This is a genomic window from Streptomyces sp. NPDC028289 (assembly GCF_055565975.1).
In genome coordinates, this window is the sequence record NZ_JBVHTI010000009.1 from 185,583 (window position 1) to 206,640 (window position 21,058).

Annotated in this window: 16 protein-coding genes; 6 read left to right on the forward strand and 10 right to left on the reverse strand. The window is 72.9% G+C overall.

Going from position 1 to position 21,058, the window contains the following annotated elements:
* Positions 1-81 precede the first annotated feature (81 nt).
* Both ACZ4UV_RS40695 and ACZ4UV_RS40700 read right to left on the reverse strand, forming a co-directional pair.
* Positions 82-1,422, reverse strand: a complete 1,341-nt coding sequence (locus ACZ4UV_RS40695; protein WP_451019703.1) for a copper amine oxidase — start codon at positions 1,420-1,422, stop codon at positions 82-84.
* Positions 1,423-1,480: 58 nt separating this feature from the next.
* Positions 1,481-2,296: a Tat pathway signal sequence domain protein gene (locus ACZ4UV_RS40700; RefSeq protein ID WP_451019704.1), complete on the reverse strand. Its 816-nt coding sequence runs from the start codon at positions 2,294-2,296 to the stop codon at positions 1,481-1,483.
* Positions 2,297-2,492: 196 nt separating this feature from the next.
* Between ACZ4UV_RS40700 and glgX the strand changes: the two genes are divergently transcribed.
* The 3 genes from glgX to ACZ4UV_RS40715 all read left to right on the forward strand — a co-directional run bounded on the left by glgX (position 2,493) and on the right by ACZ4UV_RS40715 (position 8,695).
* Positions 2,493-4,601 (forward strand): glycogen debranching protein GlgX, encoded by a 2,109-nt coding sequence (glgX, locus tag ACZ4UV_RS40705; RefSeq protein ID WP_351492625.1) that lies wholly within the window; start codon positions 2,493-2,495, stop codon positions 4,599-4,601.
* A gap of 160 nt (positions 4,602-4,761) precedes the next feature.
* Entirely contained in the window at positions 4,762-7,113 is a 2,352-nt protein-coding gene (treY, locus tag ACZ4UV_RS40710) for a malto-oligosyltrehalose synthase (protein ID WP_451023137.1), read from the forward strand.
* Between the two features lie 322 nt (positions 7,114-7,435).
* Positions 7,436-8,695, forward strand: coding sequence for a M14 family zinc carboxypeptidase (locus ACZ4UV_RS40715; protein WP_467845479.1), 1,260 nt, complete (start codon positions 7,436-7,438; stop codon positions 8,693-8,695).
* Between the two features lie 47 nt (positions 8,696-8,742).
* On the opposite strand, the gene ACZ4UV_RS40720 is transcribed toward ACZ4UV_RS40715, so the two are convergent.
* The 3 genes from ACZ4UV_RS40720 to ACZ4UV_RS40730 all read right to left on the reverse strand — a co-directional run bounded on the left by ACZ4UV_RS40720 (position 8,743) and on the right by ACZ4UV_RS40730 (position 11,216).
* Positions 8,743-9,159, reverse strand: coding sequence for an SSI family serine proteinase inhibitor (locus tag ACZ4UV_RS40720; RefSeq protein WP_451023072.1), 417 nt, complete (start codon positions 9,157-9,159; stop codon positions 8,743-8,745).
* Positions 9,156-10,523 carry a M14 family zinc carboxypeptidase gene (locus tag ACZ4UV_RS40725; protein ID WP_451023074.1) on the reverse strand — a complete coding sequence of 456 codons (1,368 nt, stop codon included), beginning with the start codon at positions 10,521-10,523 and terminating at the stop codon, positions 9,156-9,158. Before ACZ4UV_RS40725 ends, ACZ4UV_RS40720 begins: the two co-directional genes overlap by 4 nt.
* A 141-nt stretch (positions 10,524-10,664) precedes the next feature.
* Positions 10,665-11,216, reverse strand: a complete 552-nt coding sequence (locus tag ACZ4UV_RS40730; RefSeq protein WP_467845030.1) for an FHA domain-containing protein — start codon at positions 11,214-11,216, stop codon at positions 10,665-10,667.
* A gap of 176 nt (positions 11,217-11,392) precedes the next feature.
* On the opposite strand from ACZ4UV_RS40730, the gene treZ reads away from it, so the two are divergent.
* On the forward strand, positions 11,393-13,138 hold the full coding sequence (treZ, locus tag ACZ4UV_RS40735) for a malto-oligosyltrehalose trehalohydrolase (protein ID WP_390034843.1): 1,746 nt from the start codon (positions 11,393-11,395) through the stop codon (positions 13,136-13,138).
* A 37-nt stretch (positions 13,139-13,175) separates the two neighbouring features.
* On the opposite strand, the gene ACZ4UV_RS40740 is transcribed toward treZ, so the two are convergent.
* The 4 genes from ACZ4UV_RS40740 to ACZ4UV_RS40755 all read right to left on the reverse strand — a co-directional run bounded on the left by ACZ4UV_RS40740 (position 13,176) and on the right by ACZ4UV_RS40755 (position 17,040).
* Complete coding sequence (locus tag ACZ4UV_RS40740) at positions 13,176-14,123, reverse strand: aminoglycoside phosphotransferase family protein (RefSeq protein ID WP_467845033.1); 948 nt, start codon at positions 14,121-14,123, stop codon at positions 13,176-13,178.
* Positions 14,124-14,186: 63 nt separating this feature from the next.
* Positions 14,187-15,317, reverse strand: coding sequence for an aminopeptidase P family protein (locus ACZ4UV_RS40745; RefSeq protein ID WP_467845036.1), 1,131 nt, complete (start codon positions 15,315-15,317; stop codon positions 14,187-14,189).
* A gap of 190 nt (positions 15,318-15,507) precedes the next feature.
* On the reverse strand, positions 15,508-16,062 hold the full coding sequence (locus tag ACZ4UV_RS40750; protein ID WP_467845039.1) for a PDZ domain-containing protein: 555 nt from the start codon (positions 16,060-16,062) through the stop codon (positions 15,508-15,510).
* Between the two features lie 75 nt (positions 16,063-16,137).
* Entirely contained in the window at positions 16,138-17,040 is a 903-nt protein-coding gene (locus ACZ4UV_RS40755; RefSeq protein ID WP_451016791.1) for a LysR family transcriptional regulator, read from the reverse strand.
* 87 nt (positions 17,041-17,127) lie between these two features.
* Here ACZ4UV_RS40755 and ACZ4UV_RS40760 point away from each other — a divergent pair, with 87 nt between their 5' ends.
* Entirely contained in the window at positions 17,128-17,862 is a 735-nt protein-coding gene (locus ACZ4UV_RS40760; RefSeq protein WP_451016790.1) for a CTP synthase C-terminal region-related (seleno)protein, read from the forward strand.
* Between the two features lie 69 nt (positions 17,863-17,931).
* A complete protein-coding gene (locus ACZ4UV_RS40765; RefSeq protein ID WP_451016789.1) occupies positions 17,932-18,765 on the forward strand; it encodes a hypothetical protein in 834 nt (277 codons plus the stop codon).
* A 21-nt stretch (positions 18,766-18,786) separates the two neighbouring features.
* Here ACZ4UV_RS40765 and cyc2 read toward each other — a convergent pair whose 3' ends face one another.
* The gene (gene cyc2, locus ACZ4UV_RS40770; RefSeq protein WP_467845044.1) at positions 18,787-20,982 is read right to left on the reverse strand and encodes a germacradienol/geosmin synthase Cyc2; all 2,196 of its coding nucleotides are present in this window, start codon (positions 20,980-20,982) and stop codon (positions 18,787-18,789) included.
* Positions 20,983-21,058 lie beyond the last annotated feature (76 nt).

Here is a 21,058-nt window from a genome sequence, read left to right on the forward strand (position 1 = left end):
CCCGAGCTCTCCCTGTGCCAACGATCAAGGAAGGGTACTCCGGGAGTGGTCGGCGGTGCAGCCGGATGGACAGGTCGTTTCTCAACTACCGTTTCCGGGCTGTCCGTTCTGATCAGCGAGGGCGGCCGGAGTGAGAGGATTCATAGCGGTGACGTCCCGGGGGGCGATGGAGAAGCCCTGCCAGTGGACCGGCATCGGCTGCTGGTCCTCGTCGCGCGCGATGTGGTGGAAGCCGACGTTCACCCAGACCACGGGGTTGGTGAGGGTCTGCCCGTTGACGAACTTGTCGACCGTCTTGGGGTGACCGGTCGCGCAGCCCGGGTTGTTGCTGGCGAACTGCTCGCACTTGTCGTACTGGGTGAAGTAGACGTCGTGCGAAGTGAACGCGTGACCCGGGTACTTGCTGCTGGCACCCCGGACGATCTCGTACGACCGCGCGTGCCCGTCCTTGTTCTTGCCGGCCGTGCTGACCACGCGCCACCAGCGCATGTTCTCGGCGTCGCCTGCGAGTTCCTTGGTGACATTGGTGCGGGTGGTCTTGTTGCTGGGCGCCTCCTGGCCGTGCACAGGGGCGCTGACCTTCGAGTCGTACTGTTCGATACGGCTCTTGGAGGAGCCGTCGAGGTCGAAGTCCAGCTTCCAGAAGACGTTGTGGGCGTGGCTGGTGGCGTAGGCGTGGGCGCCCTTGCCGATCGGCCAGCCGCGGCCGTCCCCGGCGTCGTAGTCGCCCGGCGAGAGGCTGCCGGTGGCGCCGACGTTCATGTTGATCGTGCCGTCGTCCTGGAACCGCCACTCGGTCATGTACTCGTACCAGCCGACCTTGTTGACGGTGTAGATCAGCAGGTCCTTGCCCTGCTGCTGGTACACCCGGTTGCCGGTGTCGGCCTGCATCCGGTACGCGTGGCCGCGCGAACGGGTGGTGGTGCACAGGCCGTTGACGTCGGGGTGGGCCGGATCCCAGGCCTCGGGGACCTTGACGGTCTTGATGGTGCCGCCGGGGCACTCGGCCGAGGCGAGCGGCACCAGGCCCTGGGCGAAGCCGAAGCCGGTCAGGTCGTCGTACTCGACGCTGCCGTCGTCGTAGGGGACGTCGATCTGGGCGAGCCGGGCGCTGGAGAGCACCTTGATGGGGGCGGCCTCGCCCTTGGGCTGGTAGGAGATGTGCTCCAGGACCAGTCCGGCCTTGCTGTCGTAGCGCCAGCACATCCGCCAGGTGGTGCCGGTGGAGAGCTTCTGCTCGATGCGGTAGGCCGCGGAGCAGTCGGCGGCGGCCGCGGCGGCCCGCTTCGGCTGGGCGACGGCGGGTCCGGCCGCGGTGGTGGCGCCGGCGGCCAGCGCGACCGCGGACAGGCCCACGGCGGCCGTCCTGCGGGCATGGCTGATTCTGGGCGCACGCGTGCTCGCGCGCAGGTTCACGTGCATGACGAAATGACTCCTGGTACGGGAGATGCAGGGTGGAAAGGTGACCGAAGGAGCCGGCTCAGCGGCCGAGCTTCACGACCTTGCGCGCGCTCAGGTCGACGATGAGCGACCTGGCGTCGATCCAGGGTCCGTTCTTCACCTTCGGGAAGAGCCGCACACAGCGGTGTTCGCCGCACGCGTCGAGCGCGGCCGGCTGGGCCCCCGGAGTGGCGCGGTAGACCGCGCTGTTGAGCAGCAGCTGCTGTTCCGGGTCGGTCAGCGCGCTGCCGGTGGCGTCCTTGAAGTCCGCCTTCAGGCCGGCGCCGAGCGGGTCGGCGATCAGCAGCTTGAGCGCCTCGACGTTCTCGTCGTGGCTGAGCGGCGGCTGGACGCCCGTCCGGCTGGTGGTCTGCTCGACCTTGCCGGTGTCGAGGTTGACGGTCCGGGTGACCAGGGTGTCGTCCCGGTAGTCGTAGAACGTCACGTCCGCGCGGCGCGGCGCGTTCGAGCTGTCCAGTTCGCTCGCGTCCGGCTCGGCGAGATCGACGCTGAGCCGCTCCGGGCCGCGCCGGCCCTCGACGTTCTCCCCGGCGGTGAACATCTGCTTGGTCAGAGCGAGTTGTTCGACGCGCTTGGTCTCGTCGTCGGTCAGCGGGTCGCTGCCCGTGCCCTTCTTCCCCTCGGCCGGTGCCTGTTCCACCACGCCCGGCTTGGCGGCGTCCTGTCCCTGGCCCGCCTGCTGCGCGGTGACCGCGCCGTTCCCGTCGCTCCCTCCCGACTCGTTCGCCCCTGCCGTGCCCGGCAGGGTGATCCCGACCATCACGGCGGTCCCCGCCACCGCCAGTCCCGCACCGGCCACCACCTTGCCCAGATGGCGGTGCACTATCTTGCGCACATCTTCCCCCTACTCCCCCTTGGTCACAGGGAGTACGTGATTGCCCCACTGGTTCGGCACACTTCGCCACATAAGCCGCTGTGTGCACTGGTCGCCGGGTAAGAGGGCCGTAAGCCAGGAGGGGTTCCATTACTTTCGGGCAGACTCATGACCAAGGCGCCCCCGGGCGCGGGACACACCTGGAAGAGTCGACTTCATGCAGGTCTGGCCTGGAGAGGCATATCCGCTCGGCGCCACGTACGACGGCGCCGGGACCAACTTCGCGGTCTTCACGGAGGCCGCGGACCGAGTGGAGCTGTGTCTGCTGCACGACGACGGCTCCGAGACGGCGGTGGAACTGCGGGAGAGCGACGCCTTCGTACGGCACGCGTACCTGCCGGGCGTGATGCCCGGCCAGCGGTACGGCTTCCGGGTGCACGGCCCGTACGACCCCGGGCGCGGGCAGCGCTGCAACTCGGCGAAGCTGCTGCTCGACCCGTACGCGAAGGCGGTCAGCGGGTCGGTGCGCTGGGGCGAGGAGGTGTACGGCTACCACTTCGGCGACCCCGACAAGCGCAATGACCTGGACTCGGCGCCGCACACCATGACGTCCGTGGTGATCAACCCGTACTTCGACTGGGGCGACGACCGGCGGCCGCGCACCGAGTACCACCACACCGTGATCTACGAGGCCCACGTGAAGGGCCTGACCATGCGCCACCCGGGCCTGCCGGAGGAGCTGCGCGGCACCTACGCGGGCCTGGCCCACCCGGCCGTCATCGACCATCTGACGGCGCTGGGCGTCACGGCCCTGGAGCTGATGCCGGTCCACCAGTTCGTGAACGACCACCGGCTGGTCGACATGGACCTGAACAACTACTGGGGCTACAACACCATCGGCTTCTTCGCCCCGCACAACGCGTACGCCTCCTGGGGCGACCGCGGCCAGCAGGTCCTGGAGTTCAAGTCGGCGGTCCGGGCGCTGCACGAGGCCGGCATCGAGGTGATCCTCGACGTGGTCTACAACCACACCGCCGAGGGCAACCACCTGGGCCCGACCCTGTCCTTCCGCGGCCTGGACAACCAGTCGTACTACCGCCTGACGGACGACCCGCGTTACTACATGGACACCACCGGCACCGGCAACTCGCTGCTGATGCGGTCCCCGCACGTCCTTCAGATGATCATGGACTCGCTGCGGTACTGGGTCACCGAGATGCACGTCGACGGCTTCCGCTTCGACCTCGCGGCGACGCTGGCGAGGCAGTTTCACGAGGTGGACCGCCTTTCGTCGTTCTTCGACCTGGTGCAGCAGGACCCGGTCGTCTCCCAGGTGAAGCTGATCGCCGAGCCCTGGGACGTCGGCGAGGGCGGCTACCAGGTGGGCAACTTCCCGCCGCTGTGGACCGAGTGGAACGGCAAGTACCGGGACACCGTGCGCGACCTGTGGCGCGGCGAGCCGCGCGCGCTCGCGGAGTTCGCGTCCCGGCTGACCGGCTCCTCCGACCTCTACCAGGACGACGGCCGCCGCCCGCTGGCCTCCATCAACTTCGTCACCTGCCACGACGGCTTCACGCTGCACGACCTGGTGTCGTACAACGACAAGCACAACCAGGCCAACGGCGAGGACAACCGGGACGGCGAGAGCCACAACCGCTCCTGGAACTGCGGGGTCGAGGGCCACACCGACGACCCCGCGATCCTCGAACTGCGCGAGCGCCAGATGCGGAACTTCATCGCCACGCTGATGCTGTCCCAGGGCGTGCCGATGCTCGGCCACGGCGACGAGTTCGCACGCACCCAGCAGGGCAACAACAACGCGTACTGCCAGGACAACGAGGTGTCCTGGGTGGACTGGCCGGCTCCCGAGGATGACAGCGAACTGCTCACCTTCACGCGCGCGATGGCGCGGCTGCGCAAGGAGCACCCGGTCTTCCGGCGCCGCCGCTTCTTCCACGGCCGCCCGGTGGAGGGCACCCACGACGAGCTCTCCGACATCGCCTGGTTCACCCCGGAGGGCCACGAGATGGTCCAGCGGGACTGGGACTCGGCCCAGGCGTCGGCCCTCACGGTGTTCCTCAACGGCAACGCGATCTCGGAACCGGGCACCAGGGGGCAGCGGATCGCCGACGACTCCTTCCTGCTGATGTTCAACGCGTCACCGGACCCGCTGGACTTCGTGGTGCCGGTGAATCACGGCCGGGAGTGGGAGGTGGTGGTCGACACGGCGCGGGCGGACGGGATGCCGCCGGGACCCAAGGTGGACGCCGGAGAGCGGCTGACGCTGATCGGCCGGAGCCTGACCGTTCTGAAGAGGCCGGCGTAGGGAACGGGCTCCGGCGGGCTGTTGCACGGGTGCGGGCCGGTGGGGGCTGGTCGCGCAGTTCCTCCCCCAGCCTTCGGCCGGGGGTACCCCCAGCGCCCCTTACGGGGCGCGGTGCCGTACCCGGTGACAGAGAAGCCGACGGGGCGGGTACGAGGTTTCCATGACAGCTGAGCGCACCTCCTCCGCCACGCCCACGGCCACCTACCGACTCCAGCTCCAGCCCGGCTTCCCCTTCTCGGCGGCGTCGTCGGCCGTGCCGTACCTGGCCTCGCTCGGCGTCTCCCACCTCCACCTCTCCCCCGTCCTGGAGGCCGTCCCGGGCTCCACGCACGGCTACGACGTCGTCGACCACGCACGCGTGCGCGAGGAACTCGGCGGCGAGGACGCGCTCCGCGGGCTGTCGCGCACCGCGCGGGAACACGGTCTCGGCCTCGTCGTGGACATCGTGCCCAACCACATGGCGATGTCCCCCCGGCACAACCACGCCCTGTGGGAGGTGCTCCGGGAGGGCCCGAAGTCGCCGTACGCGCGCTGGTTCGACGTCGACTGGGAGGCGCAGGGCGGGCAGCTGCTGGTGCCGGTGCTGGGCGGGCCGGTCGGCGAGGTGCTCGGGCAGCTGGTGGTCGACGGTGACGTGCTGCGCTACCACGAGCACGCCTTCCCCCTCCGTGACGGCACCGCGGACCTGCCGCTGCCGGAGCTGCTGGACGCGCAGTGGTACCGCCCGGTGTGGTGGCGGCTGGCCCGTACCGAGCTGAACTACCGGCGGTTCTTCAGCATCTCGGAGCTGATCGGGGTGCGGGTGGAGGACCCGGAGGTGTTCGAGGCCACCCATGCCAAGATCCTCCAGCTGCTGCGCGAGGGCGTGGTGGACGGGCTGCGCGTCGACCATCCCGACGGCCTCGCCGACCCCGACGGCTATCTCGCCCGGCTGCACGAGGCGACCGGCGGGCGCTGGACGGTCGTGGAGAAGATCCTGGCCGACGGCGAGCACCTGCCGGCCGGCTGGGCGGTCGCGGGGACCACCGGGTACGACGCCCTGCGGCACGTGGACGGCCTGTTCACGGATCCCGCGGGCGCCGGTGAACTGCTCGGCCAGTACCGGAGGTTCGCGGCCCCGCAGACGGACCGGGGCGGCGACTGGGCGGCCACGGCGCGGCGGGCGGCGTACAAGGTGATCACGCACGAGCTGGCGGCCGAGACGGACCGGCTGACGCGGGCGGCCACGCGCGTGTGCGCGACGTCGCCGGATCCCGCGCTGCGCGACCGGGCGCCCTGGGCGCTGCGCACCGCGCTGCAGGAGCTTCTGGTGCGGATGCGGGTGTACCGGCCGTACGCCTCCGGTGACGCGGCCGCCGTGGTCACCGCGGAGGCCGCCGAGGACGCCCGGCGGGCCTTCGTTGTGCCCGAGGAGGGCGGGGCGGTGGACGTGGTGCGCCGACTGCTCCTGGCGGGTGACGGGCCGGGGCTCGCGGAGTTCCGGACGCGGTTCGCGCAGACCGCGTCCGCGCTGCGGGCCAAGTCCGTGGAGGACACGGCGTTCTACCGCTACGTGCCGCTGCTGTCGGCGACCGAGGTGGGCGGGGACCCGGGCAGTCCGGGGGTCTCCCCGGAAGCCTTCCACGCGTACTGCGCGCGCGTGCAGCGCGACTGGCCGCTCACCGGGACGGTGGTGACGACGCACGACACCAAGCGCAGTGCCGACGTGCGGGCCGCGCTGGCGGTGCTGACGGAGTGTCCGGAGCGCTGGGCGGACGTGCTGGCCGAGGTGACCCGGAACGGGGAGGGGGTGCCGGACGCGCAGCTGGCCTGGGCGGCCTGGCAGACGGTGTTCGGGCTCGGCCCGGCGGATCCGGAGCGGGTCCGGGGGGCGCTGGTGAAGCACGTGCGGGAGGCGGGCCTGTACACGAGCTGGACGGAGCAGGAGCCGCCGTACGAGGAGGCGGTGGTCTCGTTCGTCGCGGCGGGGCCGTGCGGGGCGCCAGGAGAGCAGGTGGCGGCCTTCCGGGCCTCGCTGGGGCCGCACGTCCGGGCCAACGTGCTGGGCACGGCCCTGGTCCATCTGACGATGCCGGGGGTACCGGACGTCTACCAGGGCACGGAGGGCGAGTACCGGGCGCTGGTGGACCCGGACAACCGACGGCCGGTCTCCTTCCCGCCGGAACATCCGGGCGAGAAGGACGCGGTGACGGCGGCGGCGCTGCGGCTGCGGGCACGGCGCCGGGACGTCTTCGGCGACACGGCGACGTACGCGCCGCTGACCGCCGAGGGGCCGGCCGCGGCGCACTGCCTGGCGTTCGCGCGCTCCGGGGAGGTGGTCACCGCGGTGACCCGGCTGTCGTTGCGACTGGCCGCGGCGGGCGGCTGGCGGGACACGGTCCTGGCGCTGCCGCCGGGACGGTGGGCCGACGTGCTCGCGCCGGCGCGGGAGTTCACGGGGCACGCGCGCGTGGGCGAGCTCTTCGACGGGCTGCCGGTGGCGCTGCTGGAGCGGGTGGGAGAGGGGGACTGAAGGCAACTCACCGGAACCGGCAGGAACTGACAGGAACTGACGAGAGCCGACGGGGGCTGGCGTCAGAATTCACTCGTACGAGTGAATATGTGGCTGATCCGTCGGTTTACTGAAACTCGTCGGGCGCCGACGGCGTCGGTTATCGGCGCGCGGAGCCGTTCCGCGCCCCTTAATGGCTTCGCACCCCCGTCCGCGCCATCAGCCCCGCCGGCCGACCGCACACGCCTCTGGGCGCCCCCTGGAGCCTCCCCCGGGAAGTTCTTGACAGTTCACCTATGCCGTGCGGGACTGGGGAATGCGAAGCCGGGCGGACAAGTCGGGGGTGAGTCTCCTGCCGGAGCTGCGTTACCCCAGTGTTCCCGAACTCGTCGCCACCGCCCGGGCGCTGGCCGCTCACCGGCCCGGCCTGTGCACGTTGCGGCAGATCGGGGTCTCCCGCGCGGGAAGACCGCTGCACCTGCTGTCCGTCGGACACGCCCGCCGGGCGGTCCTGGTGGTCGCGGGTGCCCACGCCAACGAGCCGACCGGAGGCGGCACCCTCCAGGTACTGGCCGAACGGGTGCTGAACGAGCGGGAGCTGCGGGCGGAGAACTCCTGGCACTTCCTGCTCTGCGCGGACCCGGACGGGGCGAGCCTGCACGTCACCCCGGCCCCGCGCAGCCTGTTCGACTACCACCTCGGCTTCTACCGGCCGGCGGGACCTGAGCAGCCGGAGTGGTCGCCGTCGGTGCTGCCGCCGGACCGGCTGCCGCCCGAGACCAGGGCCCTGCTCGGGGTGATCGACGAACTGCGCCCCTACCTCCAGGTGACCCTGCACGGCACCGACCTGGGCGGCAGCTGGGTGCAGTTGACGAGGGACGTGCCGGGGCTCGCCGAACCGTTCGCCAAGTCCGCGGCGGAGCTGCACATCCCGGTGGAGACGGGCGCCTCGGACGCCGCGGGCTGGCCGCACTCCGGGCCCGGGGTGCGGGTGATGCCCGGTCCGGAGACCGGGGTGGCGTACCCGAGCATGCCGGACGACGCACGGCACAGCACCTGGTACCACGCGCACCGGTACGGCGGTCTCACGGCGGTGGTCGAGGTGCCGATGTGGGCGAGCGACCTGGTCGACGACCCGGCGCCGCACCCGGCGCCGGCGGCGGCGATGCGCCGGCTGGCGCGCCGGCTGCTGCGGGACTCGCGGGAGGTGGAGCGGGTGCTGGCCGAGGTGCTGCCCCGGCTGGACGGCCTGGGCGGCCTGGACGGGCCGCTGCTGCGGGCCGCCCGCTGGGCGCTGGGGCTGATCCCCGGGCTGGCCCAGGACTGGATCCAGCGGCCGCCGGTCGACACCACGATGGCGTACGTCGGCAGCGTCGACGCCTTCGGGCGGCGGCTGCCGTTGCGGGCCGCGTCGATGCTGCTGCGGGTGCTGCGGGAGGCGGACGACCACGCGGCGCCGCGGCTGGAGGAGCTGGTGGCCGCCTGGTGCGAGGCCTACGGCGAGCGTTTCGGGGCCCGCTGGGTGCCGTTGGAGCGCCAGGTGGAGCATCAGTCCCGGACCGTGCTGGCGGCCGCGCAGCACGCCCGTGAGCGGGCGGCGTGAGGACCCGCCCCGGGGCCTGCCCCGGGGGCCGCACGCCGCCCTCGGGCTCAGTCGTCGAGGGCGAAGACCGGGCCGGTCCGGGCCGCCATCTGGCAGGAGTTCGGGAACGTCTCGCGGTACTCGATCGGCCTGCCGTTCCACTGGCCGCTCGCCTGGGCGGTCACCGGGGCGTAGACCATCGGGCACATCGCGTCCTTGGCCGGGGTGAGGCGCCCGATGTCGCCGCCCGTCGCGGCGAGTTCCGCACAGGTCTCGGCCGCGTGCGAGTACCCCTGGGGCGGGTCGCACAGCAGGACGGTGCCGCGCGCTTCGCCGGACAGGTTCTCGCCCTGGGTGACGGTCAGGTACAGGTAGTCGTCGCCGCGCGTTCCGGCCGGCGCGGCCTGGGCGGGGCCGGCGGCGAGAAGGGCGGCCGCGGCCAGCAGGGCGCCGGCGGCCGCTGTCGCTTTTCTGAGATGTGTCATTCCCCGTGCATCGGCACGGCGGGCTCGGTCCCCCAGTCCGACTCACCCGATCGGGCAAGCCCGCGCAGGTGGCGGTGGGCCAGTTCGAAGGCGTTCAGGACCATCCGTGTCTGGTACTCGGCCTGGCGGGCGACCGGGATCCAGCGCGCGCCCAGGGCGTCGCGGTAGCCGGCGCACCAGGTGTCGATCAGCCGGTCCAGGTCGGGCAGGGCGGCGGCCGGGTCGTGGCCGGTGCTGCGCAGGAGCTGGTGCAGCATGCCCGCGGTGCGCAGGGCCAGCCGGCGCCCGGCGATGCGCAGGGCGGCCAGGTGGGCGGAGCTGAGCGGGGGCAGCGGGCGGGTGCTGCGGGTGTCCGTGTCGGGGTCCCAGGCGTCGGCGAGGCCGGGGCAGACCAGCAGGTAGTCGTCGACCGGAGCGAGCAGCCGGGCCGCGTCCGGCGCCGCGGACAGCTGCGGCCGGACCCGGGCCAGGATGCCGTCCAGGAGCTCCGTGTCGCGCCGCAGGGTCCGGCTGACCGAGCGCAGCGCCGCGTCCCGGTCGGCGGGCGGTGTGCCGTCCTGCACGGCGGCCACGCCCCACATGGGCGCCTCGACGATGGCGGTGACGGTGCCGTGCCGGTACGGGTGGAACCAGGTGGACTCGACGGCGGCCTCGGTGATGGCGGCGGCCAGGTCGCCCCGGCGGGGCGGCGGGACGCGGTAGACGGCCGGGCCCAGGGTGGGCCAGTACAGGGTGTCGTAGGCACCGAGTTCGCGGGGGATGCCGAGCCGGGTGGCGGTGTGCGCGAGGCGCCGGTCGAGGCCGGGCAGCTCGCGGGTCAGCTCCACGAAGCCGCCGCCGACGTCGACGCCGTGCAGCGAGCACTGGAGGAAGGGCCGCAGCTCGTCCTGGAGGTCGAGCAGTGCCCGGGTCTCGGGCAGCGCGGCGGCGTCCGCCCCGTCGGGCAGCCACTCGGGCTGCTCCAGGAAGCCGGGCCGGAAGAAGTTCCGGAAGTAGTGGCCCAGGGTGTAAGGCCCGGCAAGCCAGCCCTCGTTGCGCCGTGAGCCGTCGGGGTCCAGGCACAGCAGCAGGTCCCAGGTGACGTCGGCGTCCTCGGTGAGCCTCGGGTCGGCGAGGACGCGGTCGGCGAGGCGCAGCACGGTGGCGCCGCCGACGGGTTCGTTGGCGTGCGGGCCCGCCACGACGAGGGCGTGTCGGGTGCCGTGACCGATGGAAAGCAGCCACATCGGGGTGCCCGCACGGGAGGTCCCGACCCTGCGCAGCCGGGCGTCCCGGGGGCGGTCGGCGACCAGTGCGGCCGCCCGCGAGGCGAGCTCGTCCACGGACGGGTAGCGGAGGAGGGGCGGCAGGTCACACCTCCACAGAGCGGTGCCGTCGGTTCACATGGTGTGCACGGTGTACGCACAGTCAGTCACGACTCGGGAGGTTCGTCAACACCACGACGGACAAACACTTTTCAGCCACCGCGCAGGACGGGTCCGGGTGACGGCGGGCGGGCCCGGGGTTCAGTCGCTCGCGAGCCGGAAGGCCATCCGGCCGAACCCGACCTGGTCGCCCTCGCGGACGACGGCGGCGCCGATCACCCGGCGGCCGTTCACGGTCGTGCCGTTGGTGGAGCCGAGGTCCCTGAGGACCCACAGGCCGCCCTGGCGGCGGAGCTCGGCGTGCACCCGGGACACCGTCTCGTGGTTGAGCCGCAGCCCGTTGGCGGGGTCTCGGCCGATGCGCAGCGGGTGACCGTTGCCCGGGTGCGGCAGCAGCAGCTTGGGCAGCCGCTCGGCCTGCCAGGCCCGGCGCAGCCGCACGGTGAAGCCGGAGACGGCCTCGACGGTGCCGAAGAGCATGCGCGTGAAGCGGTTCTCCTGCGGCAGGTCGGCGGTGAGCGCGGCGAGTTCGTCGGAGCGGCGGGCGGCCAGCGCCAGCTCCATGCGGCGCACGAACGTGTCGTGCGACAGCCGTCCCATGGCGACGCCGTCACGCAGCACGCTCAGCACTTTGTCGCGCTCCGCGTCGGACAGCCGCGCGGGGTAGGTGTGGAACTCGAAGGACGACGTCACGCTGCCGATTCTGGGTCAGTGAACCCCGGGTGTCCAGAAAACAGGGAAACGGCCGTCACGCGCGCGTACGTACGGCGACACCCGTTCCGCAAAGCCGGGATTCAAAGCGGATTGATCTCGTTTCACGGCACGATGGACGTACTACCTCACGATGAGCCAGACGAAGGGGACCGTCCGTGCAGTTCGAGGTGTGGGCACCGCAGGCAGACCGTGTGACGCTCCATTGCGACGGCGCCACGCGCGCGTTGGAGCGCGCCCCGGGACGGTCCGGCTGGTGGACCGGGGAGGCGGACGCCGAGGACGGCACGCGGTACGGGTTCGCCCTGGACGACGGCCCGGTGCTGCCCGACCCGCGATCGCGCCGCCAGCCGGACGGACCGGACGGGCTCAGCGCGGTCGTCGACCACGAGCGCCACGAGTGGCGAGCCGCCTGGCCGGGACGCGCGCTGCCGGGCGCGGTGCTCTACGAGCTGCACGTGGGCACGTACACCCCCGAGGGCACCCTGGACGCGGCTGCCGACCGCCTCGAACACCTGCGGGAACTGGGCATCACGCACGTGGAGTTGATGCCGCTGTGCCCGTTCCCCGGCCGACACGGCTGGGGGTACGAGGGCGTCTCGCTGTGGGCGGTGCACGAGCCGTACGGCGGCCCCGAGTCGCTGAAACGGTTTGTCGACCGGGCCCATGAACTCGGCCTCGGCGTCGTCCTGGACGTCGTGCACAACCACCTCGGCCCGTCCGGCAACTACCTGCCCGCGTTCGGGCCGTATTTCACGGAGGCGCACCAGACGCCCTGGGGCTCCGCGGTCAACCTGGACGCGCCCGGGTCGGACGAGGTGCGCGCGTACCTGGTGGGCAGCGCGCTGGCCTGGCTGCGCGACTACCGGATCGACGGGCTGCGCCTGGACGCGGTGCACACGCTGTGCGACACGCGCGCGTGCCACTTCCTGGAGGAGCTGTCGTCCGCGGTGGCCGGTCTGGCGGCCCAGTCGGGCCGGCCGCTGTTCCTCGTCGGCGAGTCCGACCTGAACGATCCGCGGGTCATCACCCCGCGCACGGAGCACGGGTTCGGCCTGGACGCGCAGTGGAACGACGACTTCCACCACGCCCTGCACGCCGCGCTGACCGGCGAGTCCCAGGGCTACTACGCCGACTTCGCCCGGGCCCCGTTCGCCGCCCTCGCCAAGACGCTCACGGGCGGCTACTTCCACGACGGCACGTACTCCAGCTTCCGCGGCCGCCGGCACGGCCGCCCGCTGGACCGCGCACAGGTGGCCGGGCACCGGCTGCTCGGCTACACCCAGACCCACGACCAGGTCGGCAACCGCGCCCAGGGCGACCGGCTCTCGGCAAGCCTCTCCCCCGGCCTGCTGGCCTGCGCGGCCACGCTGAGCCTGACCGCGCCCTTCACGCCGATGCTGTTCATGGGCGAGGAGTGGGCGGCCGGCACCCCCTGGCAGTTCTTCACCGACCACACGGACCCGGACCTCGCGGAGGCCGTACGACGCGGCAGGCGGCGGGAGTTCGCGGCGCACGGGTGGGCCGAGGAGGACGTGCCCGACCCGCAGGACCCGGCGACCCGGGACCGCTCCTGCCTGGACTGGTCGGAACCGGAACACGAGCCGCACGCGCGCGTGCTGGCCTGGTACCGCCGCCTGCTGGCGCTGCGCCGCGAGCAGGCGGACCTCACCGATCCCGATCTCGCCGACACCAAGGTGGCGTACGACGAGGCGGCACGCTGGCTGGCGTTCCGGCGCGGGGACGTGCGGGTGGCGGTGAACCTGGGCAAGGAGCCGGCCGAGATCCCGCTCGGCACCGGCCGGGTGGAGGTCCTGGCCGCGTGGGACAGCGTGGCGGCACCGGACGCGGACGGGGTGCTGCGGGTGCCGGGCGAGTCGTGCGTGGTGCTGACCCAGGCCTGATCCACGTCCGGGTCGTTCCCGGGCACCGGGCGGGCCGCTACAGCTCCTCGTCGTCCTCGGCGTCCTCGCGCAGTTCGGTCACCCGCTCCAGCAGGATCGCCTCCCAGGCGCGCCGGAGTTGGGTGCGCAGCAACGGCAGGGGGCTGTCGTCGCGGCCTTCGAGGCGGCCGGCGAGGCGGACGACGGTGTCGCAGCGGGCCAGCCACAGGCCGCGCAGACAGGGGCGGGCGCCGTAGCCGGCGAGGGTGGCCGCGCGGACGGCGGCGCCGGAGCCGACCGCGAGGGCGAGCCCCGCGATGTCCTCGGCGGGGTCGCCGACCGCCGCGTCGGTCCAGTCGAGGACGCCGCGCACCCTGCCGTCGGCGCTGACCACCAGGTGCTCGCCCTTGAGGTCGTGGTGGACCAGCACGGCGGTACCGGGCTGGGCGGCGAGCTGGGCGGCGCCCGGCGGGGTCAGCTGGAGCAGCCGGGCGGGGTCGAACTCGTCCGCGGCGGCGAGCCGTTCGGCGGCGGGCACCGCCATCCGGCGCAGCGCCTCCAGGGAGCGCGGCGGGGTGCGCGGCACGCCGAGCGTCTCGGCCTGCCGTACGGGCACCTCGCGCAGCCCGGTGAGCAGCCCGGCCAGGTCCGCCTCGCCGACCGCGGAGACGTCGTGCTCCTCGGCCGTACCGCCGGGGAGCACGGTGTCCAGCGTGTACGTCAGCCCCGGCGCCCACTCGCCGTGCGCCACGCCGGCCGGGACGGCGACCGGCAGGTGCGGCCGCATCAGGTCGCGCAGACGCAGTTCGCGGCGCTGGCGGACGGAGGCGTCCCGGTCGGGGGCGAGGCGCAGCACATGCCGGGTGCCGACCCACCAGGTGGAGTGTTCACCGCCCTCCCCGACGGGCCGCACGTCGGGGCCCGAGGCGCCGCCCGCGCCCTCCTTGAGCAGCGAACGGACCAGTCGGCGGACGGTGTCCGCGGTGGGAGTCGGTGCCTGGGTCATGGATCGCGCCGTTGCCGTTCGGGATGGGGTAGGGGCGAGCGGATGGTTCCGGGGCCGGGCCGGTCAGCCCACGACCACCATCTCGCGGGTGGTGTTGTTGAAACGACGGCCGCCGTCCGCGGTCACCGTGACGATGTCCTCGATGCGCACCCCGAAGCGGCCGGGCAGGTAGATGCCGGGCTCCACGGAGAAGCACATGCCGGGCACGAGCGGCTGCTCCTCGCCCTCGATCATGTACGGCGGCTCGTGCGTGGTGACGCCGATGCCGTGGCCGGTGCGGTGGATGAAGAACTCGCCGTACCCGGCGTCGGTGATGACCGCGCGGGCGGCCCGGTCGACCTCCTGGCAGGCGACGCCGGGACGTACGGCCCGGAAGCCCGCCTCCTGTGCGGCGCGCACGATGTCGTGCACCTCGCGCTCCTCGGCGGTGGGCGGGCCCACGTGCACGGTGCGGGTGGTGTCGGAGCCGTAGCCGTCCTTGAGGCCGCCGAAGTCGAGGACGACCATGTCGCCGTCCTGGATGACCCGGTCGCCGACCTCGTGGTGCGGGTTGGCGCCGTTGGGCCCCGAGCCGACGATGGTGAAGTCGACCTGGTCGTGGCCGAAGCGGCGCAGCAGGTCGGCGAGGTCGTGTCCGACGTCGGACTCGCGGCGGCCGGCGAAGGGAACCTTGCGGATCTCCTCGAACGTCGAGTCCGCGGCGGCTCCGGCCGCGGCGAGGAGTTCCAGCTCGGCCGCGTCCTTCACGGCGCGGAGCATGGGCAGCGCGTCGGTGAGGGAGGCGTAGGACGTGTCGGGGAGTGTCTTCTGCAGGCCCAGCAGGTGCATGGCCCAGGCGTTGTCGCTGATACCGAACCGGCCGGTCCCGTCGAGCAGGTCGGCGGTCACGGCGTAGGGGTCGGTGCCGTCGATCCAGTCCCGCAGGGTCAGCACGGCCGCGCCGTCGGCCTTCTCGGCGTCGGGGGCCTCCAGGGTGGGGACGATCAGTACGGGGTCCCTGCCGGGGGCCAGGACGAGGAGGGTCAGCCGTTCGGTGACCGCGGTGGGGGTGTAGCCGGTGAGCCACACCAGGTCGGGGCCGGGGGCGATCAGGAGGCCGGCGAGGCCTGCGTCCGCAGCGGTGTGCGCTGCGCGCGTCATGCGGGACTCGTAGTCGCCGGCGGTGAAGGGGGCGGCGGGGGTGGTGCCGGTCATCCTGGGCCTCCTTGCGCGGGTGACGGGGCTGTGCAGGCCTCCGCATGCATCCTGCCGGGTGCGGCGGGGGCGCGCGAGCCGGTTGGGCAGAGCCGCCGTTGTGGGTTGCGGTTGTGTGGCCGGTGCGGGTGGGTTGTGGCCGGTCGCGCAGTTCCCCGCGCCCCTTTGGGCTGCAGCCGTGCGGGTGTTCTCAGATGACGACGCCCGGCACCACAGTCAGCTGCTGGTAGCCCCCGCTCGCGTGCCGCACGGTGAGTTCGACCTCCTTGCCCGGCCGGGCGTCGGTCACCGCCCGGACCAGGTCGGCCGCGGTGTCGATCCGTCGGGCGCCGAACTGGAGCAGGACGTCGCCGCGCACCAGTCCCGCCGAGTAGCCCGGGCCCGGCACATGGACGCCCGTCACCATGGCGCCCACCTTCTCGGCGTCCACGGCCTCCAGGCCCAGGGTCGCGGCGGCCGTCGGCGAGGGGGTGGGGGTGGCCGGAGGTGCGGGGCTCGGTTTCGCGGGCGGGGTCTGCTCCCGCAGTTCCGCCAGTCTGCTCATGCCGATCACCGTGGCGCCGATCGTGCCGATGCCGACCCCGGACAGCACCAGGACCGTGCCGACGAACGATCCGAGCAGCAGGGTCCTGATCCGGTTGCCGCGGCGGCGCGCGGCGTGCGGGCGGTGGGCCGGGTCGGGTGGGGTGCTGTCCCCGCGTTCCTGACCGGGGATCGGCTTGGGACGCAATGCGGTCTGTTCCATGGTTCGCCTCCACCCCGAGCCCTACCCGGCGCACGCGGGCGCGACGAACCACGAACGAGTGAGACTGACCCCGGGTCAAGGGCGGGAAGGCTCAGCGCTCACCTGCGCCACGGGCGCACCGTCGACAAGGCTCGCCACCAGGTCCGCCGCCGCCCCCGCGGGGGTCCCGGCGTACACCAGTTCCACGCGGTGGACGAGGCGCGGGGCGGTGACGGGGACGGCGACCGTGCCGGGGACGCCGGTGGCCGCGCGCAGGGGCAGCAGGGTGAGGCCGTGGCCGGCGGCGGCCAGGGCGGTGAGGGTGCGCACGTCGGAGCCGTCGTAGCGCAGGGCCGGGCGGAAGGCGCCGCCGCCGGTCGCGGTGCGCAGCCGGCTCAGCGGCGGGGCCGCGTCGGGTGCGTCGAGCCAGCGGGCGTCGGTCAGGTCCGCGAGGCGCAGTCCGGGGCGGCGGGCGAGGGGGTGCCCGGCGGGGAGCAGAACGGCGACGGGCTCCTCGCCGGCGCCGCGTGTGGTCAGGGGGGCCACGTCGGGCAGCCGCAGCGGGTCGCTGGGGGCGGCGAGGCCGTCGAGCAGGCCCAGGTCGGCGGTGCCGGTGGCGACGGCGGCCGGGATCCCGTCGCGGGACAGGACGCGCACGGTGACGCCGGCGGCGGGGAGCGCGGCGAGGACGGCGGGGCCGAGGGCGGTCGGGGTGGCGGCCAGGGTCAGGCCGGGCGCGGGCGCGGCGGCCATCCGTACGACGTCGGCGCGGGCCGCCTCCAGGCGCAGCAGCAGCGGGGCGGCGTGCTCCAGGAGCCGGTCACCGGCGGCCGTCGGGGTCACCGGACGCCGGGTGAGCAGGGTGGCGCCGAGGTCCTGTTCGAGGGCGGCGATGTGCTGGGAGACCGCGGACTGGGTGTAGCCCAGCTCGCGCGCGGCCTCCGAGAAGGACGCGAGGCGGGCCACGGTGACGTACGTGCGCAGGAGGTGCGGGTCCATGCCGCACAGGATCGCATCAGTGATGCTTATCGAGAGTGCATCATTGATCGTTGGACGTGAACCGGACCCCGCGCCCAGGATGAGCCCATGACGAACTCCGCAGCTCGGACCGCCACGATCGCCCTGGTCGGGGACCGCTCCCCCAACGTCGTGTCGCACACCCGGATCCCGTTCCTCCTCGACGCCCTCGCCCAGCGCGACCGGCTGGTCCTCGACGCCTACTGGATCCCGTCCGAGGACGCCGAGTCCGCGGACGCGGTGCGCGGCTTCGACGCGGTATGGGTGCTGCCGGGCAGCCCGTACCGCAGCGAGGCGGGCGTACTGCGCGCGATCCGCACCGCCCGTGAGGAGGGCATCCCCTTCCTCGGCACCTGCGGGGGTTTCCAGCACGCGCTCCTGGAGTACGCCCGCGACGTCTGCGGCCTGACCCGGGTCGCGCACGCCGAGAACGACCCGGACGCCGAGGACCTCCTGATCGAGCCGCTGGCCTGTTCGCTGGTGGGTCACGAGGCCGCGGTGCGGGTCGAGCCGGGCACACTGGCCGAGTCGGCGATCGGCTCCGGGCACACGGTCGAGCGCTATTTCTGCTCGTACGGCCCCTCCCGCCACCTGGACATCCTGCGCGCCCACGGGCTGCGGCTGTCCGGCCACGACGAGGACGGGCACGTCCGCGTCGCCGAACTGCCCGGCCACCCCTTCTTCCTGGCCACGCTCTTCCAGCCGGAGCTGTCGGGCGACGGCTCGCGTGCGCATCCGGTGATCCGGGCGCTGGCCCGGGCGGCGGTCGCGCACGCCACGGAGCGGGCGCGCGCGTCGGTGTGAGGGCGGCGCCGCTCCGCCGCCCGCCGGAACCCGAGGCCGTTGTCAGTGGCGGCTGTTACGTTCTGTGACATGACCGATCACTGCCTGCGGCTGCTCCGGCAGCACCGCCGCTTGGCCGAACTGGCCGCGTTCCCCTTCGACTTCGACCTGGACCGAGCCGCCCACGGCCATGCCGAGCCGGTTCGCCTCGCCTCCGGCGGCTCCCTGGAGGTGGTGGCGGGGAGCGACACCGGCGGCACCTATTTCGGGTGCGCGGACGGCTCGTTGCTCTACGCGGACTCGGAGGGCTCGGCCGGGATCATAGGGTCGTCCGTCGACGAGGCGCTGGAGATCGTGATCGGCCTGCCGGGCTGGCGTGACCTCCTGCACCTGTCTCCGGCGGACGGCGAGACGGCGATCCTCGCGCGCGTCGCCGAGATCGAGGAGGAGATCCGCGAGTACCACGGCATCGACGAGGAGCGCGCCGAGCTCCGCGCCGCCCTGGGCCTGCCCGACCGCTCCCCCGTCGAGCTGCTCGGCATGCTGCACGCGGCCCTGCTGCGCACCGAGCCCGGCTTCCTCCTGCTGAACGCGGACGAAGGCTGTGCCTACGACCTGCTCGACCCGCACCCCCGGCCGCCCCTGTGGGCATCGGTACGGCACGAGGTCCCCGGCGACCCGGCCGACCAGCCGCTGTCGACGTGGACCCGGCTGGCGGCCGAGCAGGGGATGACCGAGCTCGCCCGGGTCGCACTGATCCGCCGCCTCGACGACATCTTCATGGACCAGAGCCTGCTGCTGCGGCCAGGCAGCAGAAAGGACCTCGATCCGGCGCCGCTGCTCCGGCTGGCCGGGGAGTTCGAGCGGCTGGGCGACCTGGCGCAGGCCGAGCGGGCCCGGGGTCTGTACACCTCCCTCCGGTAGGAACCCGCGCGACGGGCGCCGTCAGCCGACCGGCAGCGACGGGGCGAGCGGTGGGCGGTCCGGGACGAAGCCGTGGGCCCGGCGGGCGAGGTGGTCCGCCTGGTAGCGGTCGACGTGCCGGTGCCAGTTGAGGATGCCGGCCATCCAGTTCTGCAGGTCGCGCACGTAGCCGTGCACGGCCTCGCGCGCCTCGGCGGACAGCTCGAAGTCGTCGCACACGACAGGGAGTTCGCTTGCGACGACGTGTTCGAACTGCCGCATCCGCTGGGTCATCAGGTCGTGCACGACGTGCAGCGCGGTCGGGTAGTCGACGCCGAAGAAGTTCTGGACGACGAGGACGGCGTTGTGCAGCTCGCCCTCGTACTGGATCTCCTTCTGGTAGGAGAAGACGTCGTTGACGAGCATGCCGTAGTCGATGGCGGCGTTCTCCAGGGAGCGCACCGGGCCGCTGCGGTACACCTCCGGGGGAATCGCGGGGCCGTGGCCATGGCGGGCCAGGCTCAGGGTGAGGTCCGAGCCGAAGGTGGACCGGCGCATCTCCAGGTAGTCGACGGGGTCGGGGATGCGGTGCTGGAGCTGGTTGGACATCTCCCAGAGCCAGCTCTCGGTCATCCGGTCGACGGATTCCTTGAGGGCGAGCCGGTCCTCGGGGCTCATCCCGGCGGTGGTGCGGGCCCACAGGTCGGTCAGGCCGCGTTCCATGCCGGTGGCCGGCACCGGCACGGGCTCGTCGGCGAGGGGCATGCACGCCGAGAGGCGGGCCGTGGCGAGCCGGGCGCCGGCCAGGTCGCGCCGGGTGCCGAAGCAGAGGGGGTAGTAGTCGTCGGCATAGGTGCCCCAGGCCAGCCACTGGGAGCTGAGGTCGAGTTCCCCGGGGCCGGCGTCGGGGTCGAGTCCCGCGGCGCAGAGCGCGAGGTCGGAGGCGGCCAGCCGGTCCTCGTCCCAGACGCCCTCGGACAGCATTCCGGTGCCGTGCATCCAGGCGGTCAGCCGGGGCCGGGCGGCGTCGAGATGCGGGTTGAGCCCGACCTCGTACGGCATGTGGAAGTCGGGCAGGAGGGAGGGGCCGACCTGCTGGAAGGGCACATGGGTGTAGGGGCGCAGTCTCCCCCGCTGCCTGAAGGGCGCGGGCGGTGCCCCCATCGCGGCGGCCGCGGCCAGTAGGGCGCCGACGTCGGCGGCGGAGGTTCCGGGGCCGGTGAGGTGCTGCCAGGGGGAGGACGGGACGGCGCCCTGGTTCATGTAGCGGCTGGAGCGCAGGTGCCATTCATGGCCGCCGGACTGCCAGTCCTGCAGGCCCTTGGTGTAGGCGGCGATCGCGGCGGCCTGGCCGGGGGTGAGACCCTTCTCGGCGGCGAGGGCCGGGACTTCGGTGAGGGCGGTGTGCTCGAACTGGTGGAGGCGGGAGGTGAGGATGTCGTTGACCGCGTCGGCGGCCTCCTGGGTGGTGCAGTCGAAGAAGGTCTCCAGGACCAGGACGCCGTTGCTGTTCTCGCCCTCGTCCTCCACCTCGCGCTGGTAGGAGAACAGGTCGTTGCGCAGGTGGACGGCGTCGGCGAAGGTCTCCATGAGCACCCTCAGCGGCCGCGAGCCGGCGGCGACGGCGGGCACCTCGGCCGTCGCGTACTCGACCAGGCCCGCCGACCAGGGGGCGCCGCCGACCTTGCGGCGCATCTCGATGTACTCGACGGGGTTGGCGATCCGCCCCTCGTTGATGTTGGACAGCTCCCACATCGACTCGTTCAGCAGGTGCTCGGTGGCGACCGAGAAGCGCCGCCGCCAGTCGACCGACATCGACGGCACCGTGCGCGCCCACAGGTCGGCGAGGCCCGCCTCGACCGGGTTCTGCGGCTCCGGCACGGGCGTCGCCGGGTCGAGCGGCATGAAGAGCGGGAGCCGGTCGAGGTGGGCCTTGCCGGCGGCGCGGTCCTGGGTGCGCTTGTACATGTCGAGGAAGTGGTCGTCGAAGAAGAACACCCACACGTACCAGTCGGTGATCAGCGAGAGGGCGGGACCGTCGCAGTCGGGGTGGGTGTAGCTGCACAGCAGGCCGTAGTCGTGTGCCTCCAGGTCGGCCTGGGTCCAGATCCCGGAACCCTCCAGCATGCCCATCTCGCGGGCCCACTCGGTGGAATGGGCCCGGGCCTCCTCCAGATGCGGGTTGAGCCGCGCGGGATACGGCATGTAGAAGTGCGGGAGTTCGAACGGCTGCGTCATGGCCGGGGCCCTACCCGCGCGCCACAAGTGCCATCCACCGCGGGGCACATGATCACACCATCGCGTGAACCGGGGC

Coding starts and splice junctions, on each gene's coding strand:
- ACZ4UV_RS40760 (WP_451016790.1), top strand. CDS start 17,128: ATGACGAACTCCGCAGCTCGGACCGCCACGATCGCCCTGGTCGGGGAC.
- cyc2 (WP_467845044.1), bottom strand. CDS start 20,982: ATGACGCAGCCGTTCGAACTCCCGCACTTCTACATGCCGTATCCCGCG.
- ACZ4UV_RS40720 (WP_451023072.1), bottom strand. CDS start 9,159: ATGACACATCTCAGAAAAGCGACAGCGGCCGCCGGCGCCCTGCTGGCC.
- glgX (WP_351492625.1), top strand. CDS start 2,493: ATGCAGGTCTGGCCTGGAGAGGCATATCCGCTCGGCGCCACGTACGAC.
- ACZ4UV_RS40695 (WP_451019703.1), bottom strand. CDS start 1,422: ATGCACGTGAACCTGCGCGCGAGCACGCGTGCGCCCAGAATCAGCCAT.
- treY (WP_451023137.1), top strand. CDS start 4,762: ATGACAGCTGAGCGCACCTCCTCCGCCACGCCCACGGCCACCTACCGA.
- ACZ4UV_RS40765 (WP_451016789.1), top strand. CDS start 17,932: ATGACCGATCACTGCCTGCGGCTGCTCCGGCAGCACCGCCGCTTGGCC.
- ACZ4UV_RS40755 (WP_451016791.1), bottom strand. CDS start 17,040: ATGGACCCGCACCTCCTGCGCACGTACGTCACCGTGGCCCGCCTCGCG.
- ACZ4UV_RS40750 (WP_467845039.1), bottom strand. CDS start 16,062: ATGGAACAGACCGCATTGCGTCCCAAGCCGATCCCCGGTCAGGAACGC.
- ACZ4UV_RS40740 (WP_467845033.1), bottom strand. CDS start 14,123: ATGACCCAGGCACCGACTCCCACCGCGGACACCGTCCGCCGACTGGTC.
- ACZ4UV_RS40745 (WP_467845036.1), bottom strand. CDS start 15,317: ATGACCGGCACCACCCCCGCCGCCCCCTTCACCGCCGGCGACTACGAG.